The 17,371-nt window shown below is 71.7% G+C and carries 13 protein-coding genes; 9 read left to right on the top strand and 4 right to left on the bottom strand.

The window, feature by feature from the left end; all coding sequences use genetic code 11:
- Positions 1-79: 79 nt before the first annotated feature.
- Positions 80-1,246 (bottom strand): aromatic ring-hydroxylating dioxygenase subunit alpha, encoded by a 1,167-nt coding sequence (locus tag OG928_RS08430; protein ID WP_406281138.1) that lies wholly within the window; start codon positions 1,244-1,246, stop codon positions 80-82.
- 148 nt (positions 1,247-1,394) lie between these two features.
- On the opposite strand from OG928_RS08430, the gene OG928_RS08425 reads away from it, so the two are divergent.
- Positions 1,395-2,300, top strand: coding sequence for an alpha/beta hydrolase (locus OG928_RS08425; protein ID WP_406281136.1), 906 nt, complete (start codon positions 1,395-1,397; stop codon positions 2,298-2,300).
- Positions 2,301-2,544: 244 nt separating this feature from the next.
- Here OG928_RS08425 and OG928_RS08420 read toward each other — a convergent pair whose 3' ends face one another.
- Entirely contained in the window at positions 2,545-3,009 is a 465-nt protein-coding gene (locus OG928_RS08420) for an ATP-binding protein (RefSeq protein ID WP_406281134.1), read from the bottom strand.
- 225 nt (positions 3,010-3,234) lie between these two features.
- On the opposite strand from OG928_RS08420, the gene OG928_RS08415 reads away from it, so the two are divergent.
- The 3 genes from OG928_RS08415 to OG928_RS08405 all read left to right on the top strand — a co-directional run bounded on the left by OG928_RS08415 (position 3,235) and on the right by OG928_RS08405 (position 7,838).
- The gene (locus OG928_RS08415) at positions 3,235-4,104 is read left to right on the top strand and encodes a helix-turn-helix domain-containing protein (RefSeq protein ID WP_406290851.1); all 870 of its coding nucleotides are present in this window, start codon (positions 3,235-3,237) and stop codon (positions 4,102-4,104) included.
- Positions 4,101-4,370, top strand: coding sequence for a DUF397 domain-containing protein (locus OG928_RS08410; RefSeq protein ID WP_406281132.1), 270 nt, complete (start codon positions 4,101-4,103; stop codon positions 4,368-4,370). The genes OG928_RS08415 and OG928_RS08410 overlap by 4 nt, the downstream gene beginning before the upstream one ends.
- 222 nt (positions 4,371-4,592) lie before the next feature.
- Positions 4,593-7,838, top strand: a complete 3,246-nt coding sequence (locus tag OG928_RS08405; RefSeq protein WP_406281130.1) for a BTAD domain-containing putative transcriptional regulator — start codon at positions 4,593-4,595, stop codon at positions 7,836-7,838.
- 30 nt (positions 7,839-7,868) lie between these two features.
- Here OG928_RS08405 and OG928_RS08400 read toward each other — a convergent pair whose 3' ends face one another.
- Together OG928_RS08400 and OG928_RS08395 are read right to left on the bottom strand one after the other, a co-directional pair.
- On the bottom strand, positions 7,869-8,711 hold the full coding sequence (locus OG928_RS08400) for an ABC transporter permease (RefSeq protein ID WP_406281128.1): 843 nt from the start codon (positions 8,709-8,711) through the stop codon (positions 7,869-7,871).
- A gap of 97 nt (positions 8,712-8,808) precedes the next feature.
- Positions 8,809-9,801: an ATP-binding cassette domain-containing protein gene (locus OG928_RS08395; RefSeq protein WP_406281126.1), complete on the bottom strand. Its 993-nt coding sequence runs from the start codon at positions 9,799-9,801 to the stop codon at positions 8,809-8,811.
- A 442-nt stretch (positions 9,802-10,243) separates the two neighbouring features.
- On the opposite strand from OG928_RS08395, the gene OG928_RS08390 reads away from it, so the two are divergent.
- From OG928_RS08390 to OG928_RS08370, 5 genes are read left to right on the top strand one after another with little or no spacing between them, the layout of a single operon-like run.
- Positions 10,244-11,554, top strand: coding sequence for a hypothetical protein (locus OG928_RS08390; protein WP_406281124.1), 1,311 nt, complete (start codon positions 10,244-10,246; stop codon positions 11,552-11,554).
- The gene (locus OG928_RS08385; RefSeq protein ID WP_406281122.1) at positions 11,551-12,570 is read left to right on the top strand and encodes a transporter substrate-binding domain-containing protein; all 1,020 of its coding nucleotides are present in this window, start codon (positions 11,551-11,553) and stop codon (positions 12,568-12,570) included. The genes OG928_RS08390 and OG928_RS08385 overlap by 4 nt, the downstream gene beginning before the upstream one ends.
- Positions 12,567-13,841, top strand: coding sequence for a hypothetical protein (locus OG928_RS08380; protein WP_406281120.1), 1,275 nt, complete (start codon positions 12,567-12,569; stop codon positions 13,839-13,841). Before OG928_RS08385 ends, OG928_RS08380 begins: the two co-directional genes overlap by 4 nt.
- Positions 13,838-16,126, top strand: a complete 2,289-nt coding sequence (locus OG928_RS08375; protein ID WP_406281118.1) for a tetratricopeptide repeat protein — start codon at positions 13,838-13,840, stop codon at positions 16,124-16,126. Before OG928_RS08380 ends, OG928_RS08375 begins: the two co-directional genes overlap by 4 nt.
- Entirely contained in the window at positions 16,117-17,370 is a 1,254-nt protein-coding gene (locus OG928_RS08370) for a protein phosphatase 2C domain-containing protein (RefSeq protein ID WP_406281116.1), read from the top strand. The genes OG928_RS08375 and OG928_RS08370 overlap by 10 nt, the downstream gene beginning before the upstream one ends.
- Position 17,371: the final 1 nt, after the last annotated feature.

The raw sequence follows: 17,371 nt of genomic DNA, 5'->3' as shown, positions 1-17,371 counted from the left end.
GTGGCGGTGGCCTCGTCGCCGACGACCGCACGGGCCGACCTCCGTCCTCGGCCCGTCGACGTCCGTCCCTCTCGCGTGTTCAGTCCCGCGCGTTCGCGAGCGCGTCGCCCCACACCTTGTGCCAGTGCGTCACCGCCGACTCGCCCATCCCGGCGACCATCGTCGGCAGGCCCGCGTCGAAGCCGCGCTGACACGACTCGGCGCCGGGGAAGTCCTCGGTGACCAGCACGCGCTTGTTGGTCTCGTGGTTGGACCGCGCGGTCGCGATGCTCGTCTCGCTCAGCGGCTCCCAGGTGCCCTCGGTCATGTGGATGATCGAGCGGTTGGGCCGGTCGCCCGGGTAGATCCGCAGCATCGTGGTGCTCAGCGGGCTCTCGATCAGCACCGTGGACGGCAGTACCGTCTGCACGTTGACCATCGGAAGGCGCGCGGGCCACGCCTCCTCGGGCAGCTCGGCGAGCTTCTCGAAGCCCACGATCGGCACCGCGAAGCGGGTGTGCGGTCCCCACGTGTCGACGATGCCGTTGTTGAGCACGATGCCATTGATCGTGGCCGTGTGCAGGAACGGCACGTGGTAGGCCTCGACGTTGACGTCGACCGTGAGCTTCCAGTTGCACGCCAACTCGAACCGCTCGCTGATCACCGCGCGGGTGCGGTCGTACGGGAAGCCCGCGTAGGCCTCCTCCAACTCGTCCAGCGCGCCCACGACTTCGACGTCGGGCCGGAGGCCGACCACGACCAGGCCGGCGGACAGCGCGACCGGGAGCGGGCGCAGGCCGAACCTCTCCGGGTCGATCCCGGGAAACTGCGGCCGGCTCGGCAGCCCGGTGAGTTCACCGCCGTTGTTGAACGTCCAGCCGTGGTAGCCGCAGCGGAAGCGCTGGGCGCTGCCGCATCCGGTGCCCGACAGGCCCTCGGTCTCCGGGGTGTCGCGGCTGACCTGCATGCCCCGGTGGGTGCACGCGTCGATGAACGCGTGCAGCTCGCCGTCCTGGTCCCGGGTCACCAGCACCGGTATGCCGTCCACGTCGCGCGCGATGAAGTCGCCGGGTTCGGCCACCTCGCCGGCCCACCCGATCACCTGCGGGGTGCGGCGGAACAGCACCTCGCGTTCGCGGGCGTGCCGGACCGGGTCGGTGAAGCACGAGCCGTCCAGCACGGCGGGGGCTTCGCCCAGGTCGAGCGTGCGATGGGTGATGTGCTCGATGATGCGCCGCCCGGTGGCGACGACGTCCTGGTGCTTCACGGTGTGACTCCGTTGTCTGTGGTGGGGTGCATGGCGGGGGTCTGCGCTCCGACGACGTCTCTGTTACACCGTTACATTGTTGGACGCGCCCGATACCCCGTCAATGACTCGCGCGGGCGATGTGGTGTGATCGCAGGGCAATCCGCACGTGGAGGTCAGCACCATGCCCGGCCGGGTCGAGAACGTTGCCTATGACATCGCGGGTACGACGCTGTCGGGTCTGCTCGCCCGACCCGCGCCCGAGGTCCCCTCTCGCGGGCTTCTGCTCGCCGTGCACGGCGGCGGTTCGCGCGCGGCCTACTGGCATCGCGACAACGCCCCCGAGGGCTCACTGCTGCTGCTCGGCGCGGCGCTCGGTTGGACGGTGCTGGCGATCGACCGGCCCGGCTACGGCGCGTCCGCGGGCCTGGACCGCGAGCGGCAGGGGCTCGACGCGCAGGCCGACGCGCTGTTCGAGCTGATCGACGAGTGGGCCGGCGGGCCGGCCGAGGTGCCGGTGTTCGTCGCGGCGCACTCGATGGGCGCGATCCTGAGCCTTCGGATGGGTGCCGACAAGCGCGGCCGGGATCTGCTCGGGCTCGCGGTCGGCGGGGTGCCGCTTCGGTACACCCCGGCTCGGCTCGCCGAGTTCGCCGCGGTCCCCACCGGTGGTGACTTCGTGCCGTCCACCGGGGGCAGCACGCCGGACACCTTCTTCGGGCCGCCCGGCTCGTACGATCCCGCGTTGCTCACGCGTGCGGGGCGGGTGGTGGCGCCGGTGCCGATGGCCGAGTTCCTCGATGTGCGGCGGAGTCCGGAGACGCTTCCGGGCGTGCTGTCTCGGGTTCGGCCGCCGGTGCATTGGGCTGTCGCCGAGTTCGAGCGGTCCAATCTGGCCGGGCCGGAAGTGTTGGCTGAGGTGCGGGGGTTGTTGGTGCGGTCTGGGTGGGTCGAGACGTACATGCAGCTTGGGGTGGGGCACAACATCAGCCTGCATCACGCTGCGCGGGCGTATCATTTGCGGGTTTTGGCGTTTGCCGAGCAGTGCCTTTTGTCCTTTGCCGGACGGGGTTGAGGGGCGGGGCTTTGGCCTCAAGTGCCGGCCGGGCTGGGTGGCCTCAAGCGCCGGCCGGGCTACTTGGCCTCAAACGCCGGCCGGGCTGGGTGTGTCGGTCGGGTTGGGTGGCCTCAAGCGCCGGCCGGGCTGGGTGTGTCGGTCGGGTTGGGTGGCCTCAAGCGCCGGCCGGGCTGGGTGTGTCGGTCGGGTTGGGTGGCCTCAAGCGCCGGCCGGGCTGGGTGTGTCGGTCGGGTTGCTTGCCTCATGCGCCGGTCGGGCTGGGTGTGGGGTGGGGTGGGGTGTGGGGGAGGGTGAACCAGACGACCTTGCCTGGGGGGAGGCGGTCGGCGCCCCAGGCGTGGGACATGCAGTCGATCATGCGGAGGCCGCGGCCGGATTCCTCGTCCCAGTCGCCTACCCGGGCGATCGGCATGCGGGGGGACGAATCGCGGACCTCCACGCGTAGTAGGGCGCCGTCGTGCAGCAGGGTCAGTGCGTGCCAGGCTCCCGGCCCGACGTGGACGAGGACGTTCGTCAACAGTTCGGTCAGCAGTACTTCCGCGACATCGACCATGTCGGCCAGGCCCCAGTCGTGCAGGACCTTGCCCGTGGTCCGGCGGGCACGTCCAACTCCCAGGGCTGACGCGGCGAGTTGAACGCAGAAGTGACGGACGTCATCCGCCATCACCGGCATGTCGACCTCCGGACGTGCGGCAGGGGGTCGCACGATCCGGATGGTGCACCCAGAGCGACCCGTGGACAACATTAAGTCATGACCGAGATGGAGCGTGCCCGGCAAACAATGAGTGTGCAACTCCCAATCTTGGATTGACGGGAAGATTCCGGTAGTAGCCACACTTTCCCGCGCAGTAGGGCACACTGTCCCCCGATCGGACGCGCCGACGCTCCGGTTCGGCGCGGGAACAGCGTGTAGTGGAGGTACGGCGTGGCCATGGCGCCCAACCCGACCGTCCGGCAGCGCAGGCTCGGTACGGAGTTGCGACGGCTGCGCGAAGCGCGCGGCCTGAGTCTCGAAGACGTCGCCGTGCGCCTGGAGTGCTCGGATTCCAAGGTGAGTCGCATCGAATTGGGGCGCAGCGGGGTACGGCCGGTCGACCTGCGCATTCTCCTCGACCTGTACCGGGTCGCGGACGAACAGGAGCGCGACTCGTTGCTGACGTTGGCGCGCGAGGCCAAGAAGCGCGGCTGGTGGCACAGCTACTCGTCGATCCTGCCCAGTTCGTACGCCGAACTGCTCAGCCTCGAGGCCGAGGCCTGTGGCATGCGCGGATTCGAACTCTCGCTCATCCCCGGCCTGTTGCAGACGCCCGACTACGCGCGGGCGGTGATCGCCGCGGTCCGGGAGGACATGGCGCCCGAGCAGGTGGACATGCTGGTCCGGGTGCGCCAGGAGCGGCAGACCGTGCTCGACCGGGTCGGGCCGGCCGGCGAGGCGTCGTTCCGGCTGACCGTGGTGATCTCCGAGTCCGTACTGCGCACCGTGGTGGGCGGCCGGGAGACGATGCGGGCCCAGTTGGAGCACCTGATGGCCGCCGCTCTGCGACCGCACGTGCGCATGCAGATCCTCCCGTTCCGGGCCGGCGCACACCCCGCCATCGAGGGTGCTTTCTCGATCATCGGATTCCCGGCGCTTTCCGATCTGGATGTGGTCGTGCTCGACACGCATACGAGTAGCCTCTATCTGGAGGAACCCGAACACGTCAGCGTCTATCAGCGTATGTTCGAGGACATCCGCGCTTCGGCGCTGTCGTACGGTGAATCCCTGTCCATGATCGAGCACGCTGCAAAGGAATTGTCTTGAGCAACACCAGCCCGGGTTCGCATATCCGGTTCGATTCCCCGAGTATCGCTGCGATTTCCTACGGCGATGTGGAAACCGCAGGTCACAGGACCGATATCCGTCACGCGTGGCGACGCAGCAGTTACAGCGGCGCCACCAACAATTGCGTTGAGACCGCCCCCGCCGCGAGCACGATCCTGGTCCGCGACTCGAAAGTTGCCGCCGGCCCCGTGCTCGAACTGGAAGCCGCCTCCTGGCAGACCTTTATCGGTGGTGTCGGCGCCTAAGCCGCGTCGAATCCGATACCGAACGGTTTGATAGTTCGCGCTCCTCACTCTCAGGGGTGGGAATTAATCCCACGAAAGAGTGAATTCTCGTGATGATCGTCCCGGGTTCCCGTGCCCCGGGACGCTCCCAGTCCGCAACTCTCCGCTGTCGATCCGCCACCCCACTCCGTGCGCTGCCCTCCGGCCTGCTCCGGCGGCGCAACGGGGTGGAAGAGTGGTGGCGTGCACATCTCGGTGCTGGGCCCGCTCGACGTGCGGGACGACGATGGACGATCCGTGACGATCGGCGGCGCGCGACTGCGCGCGCTGCTGATCCGCCTTGCCCTGGATCCGGGCAAGCCCGTCTCCGCCGACCGCCTGATCGCGGCCGTGTGGGGGGAGGAGCCACCCTCGGGGGCGGCCAACGCGCTGCAATCCCTGATCTCCCGGCTACGCCGGCAACTGCCCGCCGAACTCGACTCGGGTCCGGCCGGCTACGTGCTCCGAATCCGGCCCGACGACGTGGACGCGCACGAGTTCGGCACGCTCGCCGTCCGCGGCCGACGGCTCCTGGGCGAGCGGGACGCGGCCGGCGCCGCCGAGACGCTCGGCCGCGCGCTCGCGCTGTGGCGCGGTCCGGCGCTCGCCGACGCGGCCGACGCGCCGTTCGCCGCCGGCCCCGCCGCGCGGCTCGCCGAGCAGCGGCTCGGCGCGACCGAGGACCGGGTCCAGGCCCAGCTCACGCTCGGTCGAAGCCAGGGTCTGGCAGCCGAGTTGGAACAGCTCACCCGCGAACACCCGCTGCGCGAGCGGCTGTACGGCCTGCTGATCCGCGCGCTGCACGAGGAAGGTCGCCGGGCGGACGCGCTGACGCTCTATCAGGAGCTGCGCGAGCGGCTCGCGGACGAGTTGGGCATCGACCCCTCGCCCGACCTGGAGGCCGCCTACCTGGCGGTACTGCGCGGCGGTGAACCGAACCGAGCGGCGCCGGTCGCGCCCCCCGCCGATCCGCCGTCCGCGCCGGACCGGCCGACCCCCGGCAACCTGCCCGCCCGACTCACCACGTTCGTCGGGCGCGAGCACGAGGTGGCCCGGATCGGCCGGCTCCTGGACGAGTCCCGCCTGGTCACCGTCGTGGGCCCCGGCGGCGCCGGCAAGACCCGGCTCAGCACCGAGGCGGGCGCCCGCATGGCGGCCCGCGGCACCGGCGTCGACGGCGGCATCTGGTTCGTCGAGCTCGCACCCGTACTCGACCCGTTGGATGTGCCGCGGGCCGTGCTCGGGGCACTCGGACGACGCGAGGTGGGGCTGCTCGACACGTACGTTCCCGGCACCGGACGCGACATCGTCGACCGGATCGCCGAAGCGCTCGCCGGCCGACCCGGTGTGCTGATCCTGGACAACTGCGAACACCTGGTCGCGTCCGCGGCGGCCCTGGCCGCCCGACTGCTCGCCGAGACGCCGGCCCTGCGCATCCTGACCACCAGCCGCGAACCGCTGGGAATCGACGGCGAGATGCTGTGCCCGCTGGGCCCGCTCGCGCTGCCGCCGGTGGGGGCCGGTTCCGACGACGGCATGACCTACGCGTCCGTCCGACTGTTCGCCGACCGGGCCCGCGCCGTCCGGCCCGGCCTGGTGATCGACGCCGACACGATCGGGGCGGTCGGCGAGATCTGCCGCCGCCTGGACGGCCAGCCGCTCGCGATCGAACTCGCCGCCGCCCGCACCCGATCGCTCACGCCCGCGCAGATCGCGGACCGACTCGACGACCGCTTCCGGCTGCTCACCGGCGGTAGTCGGACCGCGCTGCCCCGGCACCAGACGCTGCGCGCCGTCGTCGAGTGGAGCTGGGATCTGCTGGAGGACCGCGAACGGGCCGCACTGCGCCGGCTCTCGGTGTTCGCCGGCGGCACCACGCTGGAAGCCGCCGAGGCGGTGCTCCCGGGCGACGACTTCGACGCCGCCGACGTACTCGACCTGCTCGCCGGGCTGGTGGACAAGTCCCTCGTGGACGTGGTCGGCACGACCGAGACCCGCTACCGACTCCTGGAGACCATCCAGGCGTACGCCGGCGAGAAGCTCGCCGACGCGGGGGAGACCGACGCGACCGCCGCGCGGCACGCCGCGTGGTTCACCGGCTACACCGAGGCCGCCGACAAGCGCTTGCGTGGACCCGGGCAGATCGAGGCGATCAGGCTCGTGGGCGTCGAACACGACAACCTCGCGGTCGTCCTGCGTTACGCCGTCGACCATGGGGACGCGAGCACGGCGGTCCGCCTGGTCGCGGCCCTGTCCTGGTACTGGTCGATGCGCGGCCACCACGGCGAGGCACACACGTGGGGCAAGGAGGGGCTCGCGGTGCGCGGACCCGCCCCCGAGGAGACCCTCGCCACCGCGCTCGCGTTCCACGCCTTGCACGCGTTCTCGGCCGGGGAACGGTGGGACGCGCTCCGCGCCTACGCCCGGGCCCGCATCGTCACCCGCCGGCTCGAACCCGCGGCCGCCTTGGAACTGTCGGTCATCAGCGACATGTTGGCCGCGGTGGTGCGCGGCGACCACCCGGCCCTGGGCCGTGCGCTGGTCGCCGCCGACGCCATCGGCGACCCGTGGACCCAGGCCATGGTGCGGCTCATGCGCGGCCACTACGCGGTCAACCTCGGGCACCCCGCCGACGCGGTGCACCATCTGAGCGACGCGCGCGACCGGTTCGCGGGCATGGGCGACCGATGGGGCCGGTCGTCCGCGATCGCCGGGCTCGCCGAGTTGTACATGTACACCGCCGAGTTCGACAAGGCGCTCGCCGCAGTGGACGAGGCAATCGTCCTGTTGCGCGAGCTCCAAGCCGAGGAGGACCTCCCGCAATTGCTCGTGCGCCGCGGGATGATCCACGCGCGCGCGGGCAACATGGACCTCGCCCGCGAGGCGATGGCAAGCGTCGCCGAGTACGCGAACACCAGGTCAACTCCGATCGCCACCCTGTTCGCCGAACTCGGCACGGCCGAACTCGCGCGCTTCGTCGGCGATTTCGACGAGGCCATGCGCCGGTACGACCGCGCCTTCGCGCAACTGACGCAGGCCCGGCTGATACCGCCGCAACTGCTCTCCAGCCTGCACATCGGTCGGGCGCACGTCTCGGGCGGCCGTGGGGACGTGGTCGGCATGAGGGCCGACCTGACGGCCGCGATCCCGCCCGCGCTGGGCAGCCAGGACATGCCGATCATCGGCGCCTGTGTCGAGGGATTCGCGGGGCTCGCCCTGCTGGAGGGCGACTTCGAACGCGGTGCGACGCTGCTCGGCGCCGCGCACGTGGTCCGCGGCCACCCCGACCTCGGCGACACCGACGCCGACCGGGTCGCCGGCCTGCTCGAAGCGGAGATGGGTGCCGAGGAGTTCGCCCGGGCCAAGGCCCTGGGCAGCGCGATGACCCCCGACCAGGCGATCGCGCTGATCGCGCCGGAGCACCCGCATGCCCCGACACCGCAGGGGTGACGGGGCACGCGGGCTTGTGTGTCGGCCGGTTCAGACCCGGCGGTTGTAGGCGCGCAGCGTCAGCGGGATGAACACCAGCATCAGGCCGGCCGCCCACACCAGCGACATCACCGCGTGGTGGGCGACCGGGCCGCCGGTGAGCAGACCGCGCGAGGCGGTGGTGACCTCGGTGACCGGGTTGACCTTGACCCACGCCTGCAGCCAGCCCGGCATCGTCGAGGTCTTGGCGAACAGGTTCGAACCGAAGGTCAGCGGAAACATCATCAGGAACGACACGCCCTGCACGGTGCGGGGCTGCTTTATGGTCACCCCGAGCAGCGCCGCGACCCAGCAGAAGGCGAACGCGAACACCAGGACCAAGCCCACCGCGGCGGCCACCGCGAACACGTTGGTCCCAAACCGGAAACCGATGATCGTGCCGAACACGAACACCGACGTGATCGCGACCAGAAAGCGCAGCACGTCGCCGAGCACGGTCCCCGCCAGTGGCGCGATCCGCGAGATCGGCAGACTCCGGAAGCGGTCGAACACGCCCGTGGACATGTCGGTGCACAACCCGACACCGGTGCCCACCGAGGCGAACACGACGGTTTGGACCAGGATGCCGGGCAGGATGAACTGCAGATAGTCGTGCGTGCTGCCCTCGATCGCGCCGCCGAAGAGGTACACGAACATCACGGTGAACAGGATCGGTTGCAGGGTCAGATCGATCAGCTGTTCGCTCTGTTTCCGCAGCTTCACCAGGCTGCGCCAGGTCAGCGTCAGGGTGTGCCGGACGAACGCGGTCGGGTCGTTGGCGCGTCGGACGGGCGCGCCCCGGTCGGGCGCGTGGTCGGATGTACCGCCTGCGGGGCGGACGGTGGTCGTGGTCATCGGGTGGCTCCAAGGGCGGGGCCCAGGTGGGCGATCGTGAACAGGACGAGGGCGAGCAGCGGCAGGACGCGGGTTCCGTACAGGTCGTGGCGGCGGTTCACGCGGCCTTCTCCTTCGGCTCGCCCGGCCCGTCGTCGCGCTCGTCCGAGTCCTGGCTGCGGTGCCCGGTCAAGGTCATGAACACCTCGTCCAGGCTGGGCAGTCGCAGGGCGAACTCGGTCGCGCGGATGCCCGCCTCGTCGAGTCTGCGGACCACCACCGGCAGCAGGTCCTCGTCGGTCACCGCGACGGTGACCAGACCGCGCTCGCTCTCCGGCACGGGCTCTCGGCCGGTGAGCTCGCGCAGGATCCCGACCACGTCGGGCAGTCGGCCCGGGTCGGCCGGCCGGATCTCCAGGCTCTGGCCGCCGACCTGCGACTTGAGCTGGTCGGACGAGCCGTTCGCGATCACCCGGCCGTGGTCGATCACCACGATGTCGTTGGCGAGCTGATCGGCCTCGTCCAGGTACTGGGTGGTCAGCAACACCGTCACGCCGTCGTCGCGGACCAGCTCGCGGAGCATCTGCCACACGTCGCCGCGACTGCGCGGGTCGAGTCCGGTGGTCGGCTCGTCCAGGTACAGGAACGCGGGCCGGCCCACGAGGGAGGCCGCGAGGTCGAGTCGGCGCCGCATGCCGCCCGAATACGTGTCCGGGGCCCGGCCGCCCGCGTCGGACAGGTCGAAGCGGGCGAGCAACTCGCGCGCGCGGGCCCGCGCCTCCCGGCGGGGCAGGTCGAGCAGACGGCCGAGCAGGAGCAGGTTCTCGTAGCCCGTCATCTCCTCGTCCACCGACGCGTACTGCCCGGTGAGCCCGATCAGGCCACGCACGTCGTTCGCCTGCCGGACGGTGTCGAACCCGCCGACGCGGGCGACGCCCGAGTCCGGTGTGATCAGGGTCGCCAGGGCGCGGACCATCGTGGTCTTGCCCGCGCCGTTGGGGCCGAGCAGGCCGAGCACCGTGCCGGCCTCGGCACACAGGTCGACTCCGTCCAACGCGGTGGTTGAGCCGTACCGCTTGACCAGACCCTCGGTTTCGATCGCGTATGTCATGGGGTCGCTTCCCGTTCGGTGTTCGTCGTCCTCGTCCGCTGTTCGTCGTGACCAACCCTCACCCGGTCCGCTGATACCCCGCGCACATCCCGCCGGCACCGCCGGCACGTCGCTGACACCGAGTGCTGGGATGCCCGGCGAACGGCCCCCGAGCAGCGGTAATGTCCTGGCCCTGAGGCGTCCCGCACACAGAACGAGGGAAGACCATCGGGAGCCATCACACGCGCGCGATAACTTCGAGGTGACACCGTTCCCCCCGGGACCGGCGGGGGCGGTCGGCGCGGGGACGTGGCGACGGGTCGTCCGGACGCGGGGCGCACACGACAGTGGGGGAGGCAAGGCGTTGGCGACAGCCGTTTCGATTCCGGGATCAACGGGCCCAGGTGCGCCCGCGCGGCGTACGGGTCGTTCGGCCAAGGTGTTCCGCCCGAGTGGCATATCCGTGCGCCGACTGGTTCGGGCCGGCGGGACGACGCCGGGCCTGATGCTCGTCACGGGCGTGGCGCTGGTCCTGGTCAGCCTCCTGGCCGGTCTGTTCGCGGTGCTCGCGGTCGACGACCGCTCGGACGCCGCCAAGTCCGTCGCGACCGGCAGCGAACCACTCGGCGTCAAGACCCAGGAGATCTACCGGGCGCTCGCCGATGCGGACGCCACCGCGGCCGCCGGCCTGCTCGAGGGCGGCGTCGAGTCGGCGGACGTGCGCAACCGCTACCAGCAGGCGATCGAGACCGCGTCACGCACGCTGGTCCAGGCCACCGCCGCCGGCGCGACCGGGACGGTCGCCGAGCAACTCGCGGTCATCGGTGTGCAATTGCCGGAGTACGCCCGGCTGGTCGAGCGCGCCCGCGCCGAGACCCGGCAGGGCAACACGGTCGGCGCGGCCTACCTGCGATCCGCCTCCAAGAACGTGATGCGCAGCAAGATCCTGCCGGCCGCCGAGGCCCTGCACACGATGGCGGAGAAGCGCCTGGCGGCCGACCACCGCGACGCGACCTCGACCCCGTGGGCACCGCTCACGCTGCTCCTGGTGAGCCTGGCGGCCTTCGGCGCCGCGCTGTGGTTCTTCGCGGCCCGCACCCATCGCCGGCTCAACATCGGTCTGGTCGTCGCCGTCGTCGCCACCGTGGTCTCCGTGGTGTGGTTGTGGACCGGGACCGCCTCCTCGCGCGACGACCTGGACCGCAGCCGTAGCGACGGCTGGGGCCCGGTCGAGACGCTCGCCCAGGCCCGCTTCCTGACCCTGCAGGCGCACGGCGACGAGAGCCTGACCCTGGTGATGCGCGGCAGCGACAACGGCCAGTACGAACAGGACTTCTGGGACGCGTACGGCAAGCTCGTGGGCGTTCCGGCCGAGAACGGCAAGCCCGCGACCGTCGGCATGCTCACCCAGGCCGAACGGGTGTCCGGCTCGGACCGGGCGACGTTGGCGAAGATCAAGGCCGCACAGGTCGCCGCCGGTGAATGGAAGACGGCCCACAGCGACGTCATGAACCTGTACGGCAATGGCGACTTCAAGGGCGCCGTGGACCGGGTGACCAAGGCGGAGGGCGCGTCGCGGGTCGCCTTCAACCGGATCGACGAGGCCCTGAACGCCGCGGTCGCCGAGGACCAGCGCGACTTCGTCCACTCGGTGGCCGCGGGCCGCGACTCGCTCGCGGGCCTGGACGTCGGAGTAGGGGTGCTCGCACTGATCGCCGCCGCCGCGACCGTGGACGGCGTCCGCCGCGAGGTCGGGAGGTACAACCGCCCATGACCACCCGCATCGCGCTCCCCACGCTCGTCTGTGCCCTCGCGCTGACCGTCGCCGGGTGCGGCGCCGGGGCGGCCGAGCGGACCGCGCGGCGACCGGCCGAACCGCCCGTCGGCGCACCACAGGCCCCGCGCGCGCCGGCCAAGGCCCCCGGGCCCGACTCCGCGTGCCCCGACGTCACCGCGAGCCTGCGCCCGACCGGCGGCCTGCCCGCGCCCACCGCGCTGCCCTCCGGCAGCACGATGGCGATGTTCCGCCAACGCGGCTACATCAAGGCCGGCATCGACCAGAGCAGCTACCCCTTCGGCTACGTGGACCCGAGCGACAACGAGTTGGACGGCTTCGACATCGACCTGCTGCGCGAGGTGGCCAAGGCGATCTTCGGCGACGACCGGCCCGGCCGCATCCAGTTCCGGGTACTGCGCAACGAGGACCGCGCGATCGCGGTCGCGCGCGGCGACGTCGACATCGTCGCCGAGACGATGACGATCAACTGCGAGCGCAAGCAGAGCGTCGAGTTCTCGTCGGTGTACTTCAACGCGGGCCAACGCATGCTCGTGCAAAAGGACGGCAAGGCGGAGAACGCCGACTACCAGGGCGGCCTGCCCGCGCTGCCGCGCGGCATGCGGGTGTGCTCGGTGCCCGGCTCGACCTCACTGGCCCTGCTGCGGCGCGACGCGCCGCAGGTGCGGCCGGTCGAGGGCGACACCTGGGCGGACTGCCTGGTCAAGCTCCAGCAGGGCGAGGTGGACACGGTCACCACCGACGACACCATCCTCGCCGGCCTGCAGTCGCAGGACCCGATCTTCACCCGCGTGGTCGGGCCCTCGATCACGTTGGAGCCGTACGGCATGGCGATCGCCAAGGACCGGGTCGACTTCGTCCGGTTCGTCAACGCGGTGCTGGAGAGGCTGCGCACGAACGGCCGCTGGAAGGCGATGTACGCGGACCACCTCGGCACGTCGCTGGCGGACACCGTCCCCGAGCCGCCCGCGGCCGTGTACCGGGACAATCCGTGAACCCCGCGCCGCGCGTGCTCGGACGCGACGAGATCGACGAACTGACGGCTCGTCACGAGGCAGAGTACGACGGCGTCACGGCCGGCCTGATGGAACTGGAGAACCACCCGGGGCGGCAACTCCTGGAAGGCGGCGCGCTCAGCGGCCGCACCGCCGAGCGCTGGGCGGCAGGACAGCGCGCGATCGCGCTGCTGTGGGGGCACCGCGAGGCGTACGGCGCGGTCCTGGATCGGGTGCGCGGGCTGCGCGGCCGGCGGGCCAAACCGTTGCGAAACGAGCTGGAGGAGCTCTCCTTCCTGCTGCTCGGGCCGTCCGCGGAGCTGGCCGCGCGGGACGTGCCGATCGGGCAGCGCGCACTGACCGATCCGGCGATGCACGTGCGCAGGATGACCTTGCGCGAGCTGGTCGAGGACATGGCGCCCGCGTGGACCGAGGTGACCGCCGTGGTCGAGGCCGCCGACGCGGTCTGGACCCGTCTGGTCCCCGCGCTGGACCGGATCGACGCCGGGATCGGCACCGTCGAGGCCCGGATCGGCGAACTCGGCGGCCCGGACGCGACGCCCGAGCAGACCGCCGCCCTGGACCGGATCCGCCGGCTCCTCGAATCGGCACGTACCCTCGTGGCGAGCGACCCGTTGGCGCTGACCACCGGCGACGATCGGCGCGTGGGTTCGGTGGATCTCACCGACCTCGAAGACGAACTGCGCCGGGTGACCGACGCGGTGCGGCAGCTCACGATCGTGCGGCAGCGCTTCGACGAGCGGATCGGTCGACTGCGGGCCGCACTTGAGGAACTCGAATACCAGGAGGGCGACACGATCCGGCGCCGAGCTCATGTCCTCACCCGGATCAGCGACAAGCGGGTCCCCGAGGTGCCGTTGCGCGCGGCCACCCTGGAGGATCGCCTGAGCGCGGTCGTCGCGCTCGGCGGCGAGGGCGACTGGACCCGCGTCTCGCGCGAGCTGAGCGCCCTGGAGAACGACGTGCGAGGCGCTCGCGATCGGCTCGCGGCGACGCGCGGACACATCGACGGGCCGCTCGCCCGCCGCGACGAACTCCGCGGCCTGCTGCTGTCGTATCGCGCGATGGCCGCACGCGCCGGACTCGGCGAGGAGCCCGTCCTGGAATCGCTGTTCAACCACGCCAAGGAGTTGCTGTGGCGAGCACCGTGTGAACTCGAAGTGGCGGTACGGGTGGTGACCCGCTATCAGGAGGCGGTGATCGCCGCGCAACGCGAGGATCGTCCGGACGACAAGGGGGAACCGAGATGACGAAGTGCAATCGCCCGCCTTGCGCCGGCGAGATCGACGAAGGTTTCTGCACCGAGTGTGGGCGCGAACCGCTGGGCGCCGCACAGGCGGCCGTGGTCGACCCCGGGGGTTCCGGGCGCTCGGGGACGGCGGGTTCGTCCGGCACCTCGGGCACGGCCGGCAGCGCGGGCTCCTCGACCGCGCGCACCACGTCGGGGCGCAGTTCCCGGCGCAGCACCGGCACGAACCGGCGGCTCGGCGGCGGGCTCGTCGAGATGCCGACCGTGCCGAAGGTCAATCCCGAGACCGCGCTCGCGCGCAATCCGGTGATCCCGGAGGAGAAGCGGTTCTGCCGCAAGTGCGACCAGCCCGTCGGGCGCGGCCGCGGCGGCCGCCCCGGGGTCGCGAACGGGTTCTGCCCGCGCGACCGCACGCCGTTCTCGTTCGCGCCCAAGCTCCAGCGCGACGACATGGTCGGCCAATACCGGATCATCGGATGCCTCGCGCGCGGCGGCTTCGGTTGGGTCTACCTCGCGCAGGACACCGCCGCGCACAACATGTGGGTCGTGCTCAAGGGCCTGCTCGGCAGCGACGACGCCGACTCGCGTGCCGCGGCGTCGGCCGAACAGCGCATCCTGACCCAGATCCAGCACGCCAACATCGTGCACATCCAGACCGTCGTGCAGCACCCGGACCCGCTCACCGGCCAGGACGAGACCTACCTCGTCATGGAGTACGTCGGCGGCCTGTCGCTGATGGATCGGCTCAAGTCGATGCGCGAGAGCGACCCCAAGGCCGTGCTGCCGGTCGAGCAGGTGCTCGCGTACGCGATCGACATCCTGCCCGCGTTCGGCTACCTGCACCAACAGAACCTGGTCTACTGCGACTTCAAGCCCGACAACGTGATCCAGACCGAGGACCAGCTCAAGCTGATCGACCTCGGCGCGGTGGCCGACCTGGCCCGGCCGGGCAAGTTCACCTACGGCACGGTCGGCTACCAGGCCCCCGAGATCGAGACCACCAGGGCCCAACCCTCGGTGGAATCGGACCTGTTCACGGTCGGCCGCACGATGGCGGTGCTGAGCTTCTACTTCGCCGGCTACACGCGCAAGTGGAAGGCCGCGCTGCCGTCCGCGGCCGATGTCCCGCTGTTCGCCGAATTCGAGTCCTACCACCGCCTGTTGCTGCGGGCCACCCACCCCGACCCGGAGCAGCGCTTCGCGTCGGCGACGGACATGGCCGAGCAGTGCGTCGCCGTGCTGCGCGAGGTGGTCGCGATCCGGACCGGCGAGCCGCGGCCGGGCGTCTCGGCGCTGTTCGGCCCGGAGACCCGGGTGGTCCACGCGGAGGTGGCCGCGCGCACGACCGAGCCCGGCCTGCTCGCGCCCGCGCCCGATCCCGGCGTGATCGCCGGCGCGCTGCCCGTACCGCGCGTGGACGCGACCGACCCGGCCGCGAACCTGCTCGCCACGGTCGCCACGACCGACCCCGACGAACTGCTCGCCGCGCTGACCGCGGCCGGCATCTCCTCGCCCGAGGGGACGCTGCGGCTGGCCCGGATGTGCATCGAACAGGGCGACGTGGTGCGGGCCCGGGCGTTCCTCGCGGACATCGAGCCCGACGACTGGCGACTGCCCTGGTTCGAGGGGCTGGCCGCTCTCTCGGACGGCGAACCGCAGCGCGCCCACGAGTACTTCGACGGTGTGCGCGGCGCGCTGCCGGGCGAGCCCGCGCCGCGGATCGCGCTCGGCGCGTGCGCCGAGCTGATGGGCCGGTACGAGGAGGCGGCGGCCGAGTATCGCGGCGTCTGGGCGACCGACCGGGCCTACGTGAGCGCGGCGTTCGGGCTGGCCCGCTGCCTGCTCGCGACCGGCGACCGGGCCGGCGCGGTCCGCACGCTCGAGAGCGTGCCGGACACCTCGGCCAACCACGTGGCGGCGCAGACCGCCGCGTTGCGCACCCGGATAAGCGGGCGCGGCGTCGACGAGGCGCTGGGCCCCGACCTGACCGCCGCGTCCGACCGGCTCGGTGCGCTGCGGCTGGAGGGGGAGGCACACGATCGGCTCGCCGTCGAGCTCCTGGAGACGGCGTTGGGCTGGGTGAAGGCGGGAGCGAAGGGTGGGAATTCCGGCACCGGCGACGCGGGTGGAACCGCGAAGGTGCTCGGAAGCGAGTTGAAGGAAAAGCCTCTGCGGTTCGCCTTGGAAAAGTGTTACCGCGATCTGGCCCGGCATGTGACGACGCATGCGGAGCGCATCGCGCTCGTCGATCGGGCGAACGAGGTACGACCGTGGACGTGGGTGTGATCAGAGTGGCTGGATATGGACGACTGGACGCGACCGGGCCCGGGGGCGCCCCGGACGGGGGCGAGGTCGCCCCGCCCGAGCGGGATCCCACCGCGGGCCCGGCGGCATGCCCGTCGTGCGGGCTCGCCGCCGACGCCGACGATCGTTATTGCGAGTCCTGTGGATACGACCTCGACATCCCCGTACCGCCCGTCGCCGAACGCCCGCCGCCGCGGCGCGTGGTGACCCCCAGCGGGCACGGCCCGGTGTGCTCCGCGTGCGGCACCGCCACGATCGGCTCCGACGGGTGGTGCGACGCGTGCGGCCGGCCGTTCAACCCGCGCGACCACGTCGAGAGCGATCTCGGCCTGGTCGCGATGGTCAGCAACCGCGGCCTGCGGCACCGGCGCAACGAGGACTCCGCCGCGCTGCGCGTGTTGCGGATGCCGGACGGCAGCGACAACGTCGTGGCGGTGGTGTGCGACGGGGTCTCGTCCTCGCCGCGGCCCGACGAGGCGTCGGCGACCGCCGCCGAGACCGCGTGCGCGACGATGGCGGCCACGCTCGTCGAGGGCTGCGGCCCGGCCAAGGCGACCAGCGCCGGGGTGGCGGCCGCGGCCAGCGCGGTGGCCCGGATGCCGGGCGCCGAGGACGCGGGCAACGCGCCCGCGTGCACGCTGGTCTCGGCCATCATGACGCCGGGCGAGATCACCGTGGGCTGGGTCGGCGACAGCCGGGCCTACTGGCTGGCCGATCCCGACAGCGGCGCCGACGACCCCGCCGACGGCGACGACACGCTGCCCGGCGCGAGCACGCTGCCGCCGGCGCCGATCGACCCGCAGGACCCCGAGCAGACCGAGATCCGGCGCACTCCCTCCGCGCTGCTGACCGAGGACGACTCGTGGGCGACCCGGATGATCGCGCTGGGCGCGATGACCGAGGCGGAGGCGTACGCCGACCGGCGCGCGCACGCGATCGTGTCCTGGCTGGGCGCCGACGCGGGCGAGGTGCGTCCGCGGGTGACCAGCGTGCGACCGACCGGCCCCGGCGTACTGCTGCTGTGCAGCGACGGCCTGTGGAACTACCTGTCGGTCGCGTCCACGCTCGCCGCGATGGTGTTCCCGGGCGGGTACGACCGTCCGCTGGACGCCGCGCGGCTGCTCACCGGCTTCGCACTCGACCGCGGTGGCGCCGACAACATCACCGTCGCCCTGATCCCGTTCAGCCCGCCCGGGGATCCGGTGCGCGGACCCGACCACGACTGAC

Origin of the sequence: Embleya sp. NBC_00896 (assembly GCF_045207785.1) — a bacterium.
GTDB lineage: Bacteria > Actinomycetota > Actinomycetes > Streptomycetales > Streptomycetaceae > Embleya.
This window is presented reverse-complemented; position numbering and strand designations above follow the sequence as displayed.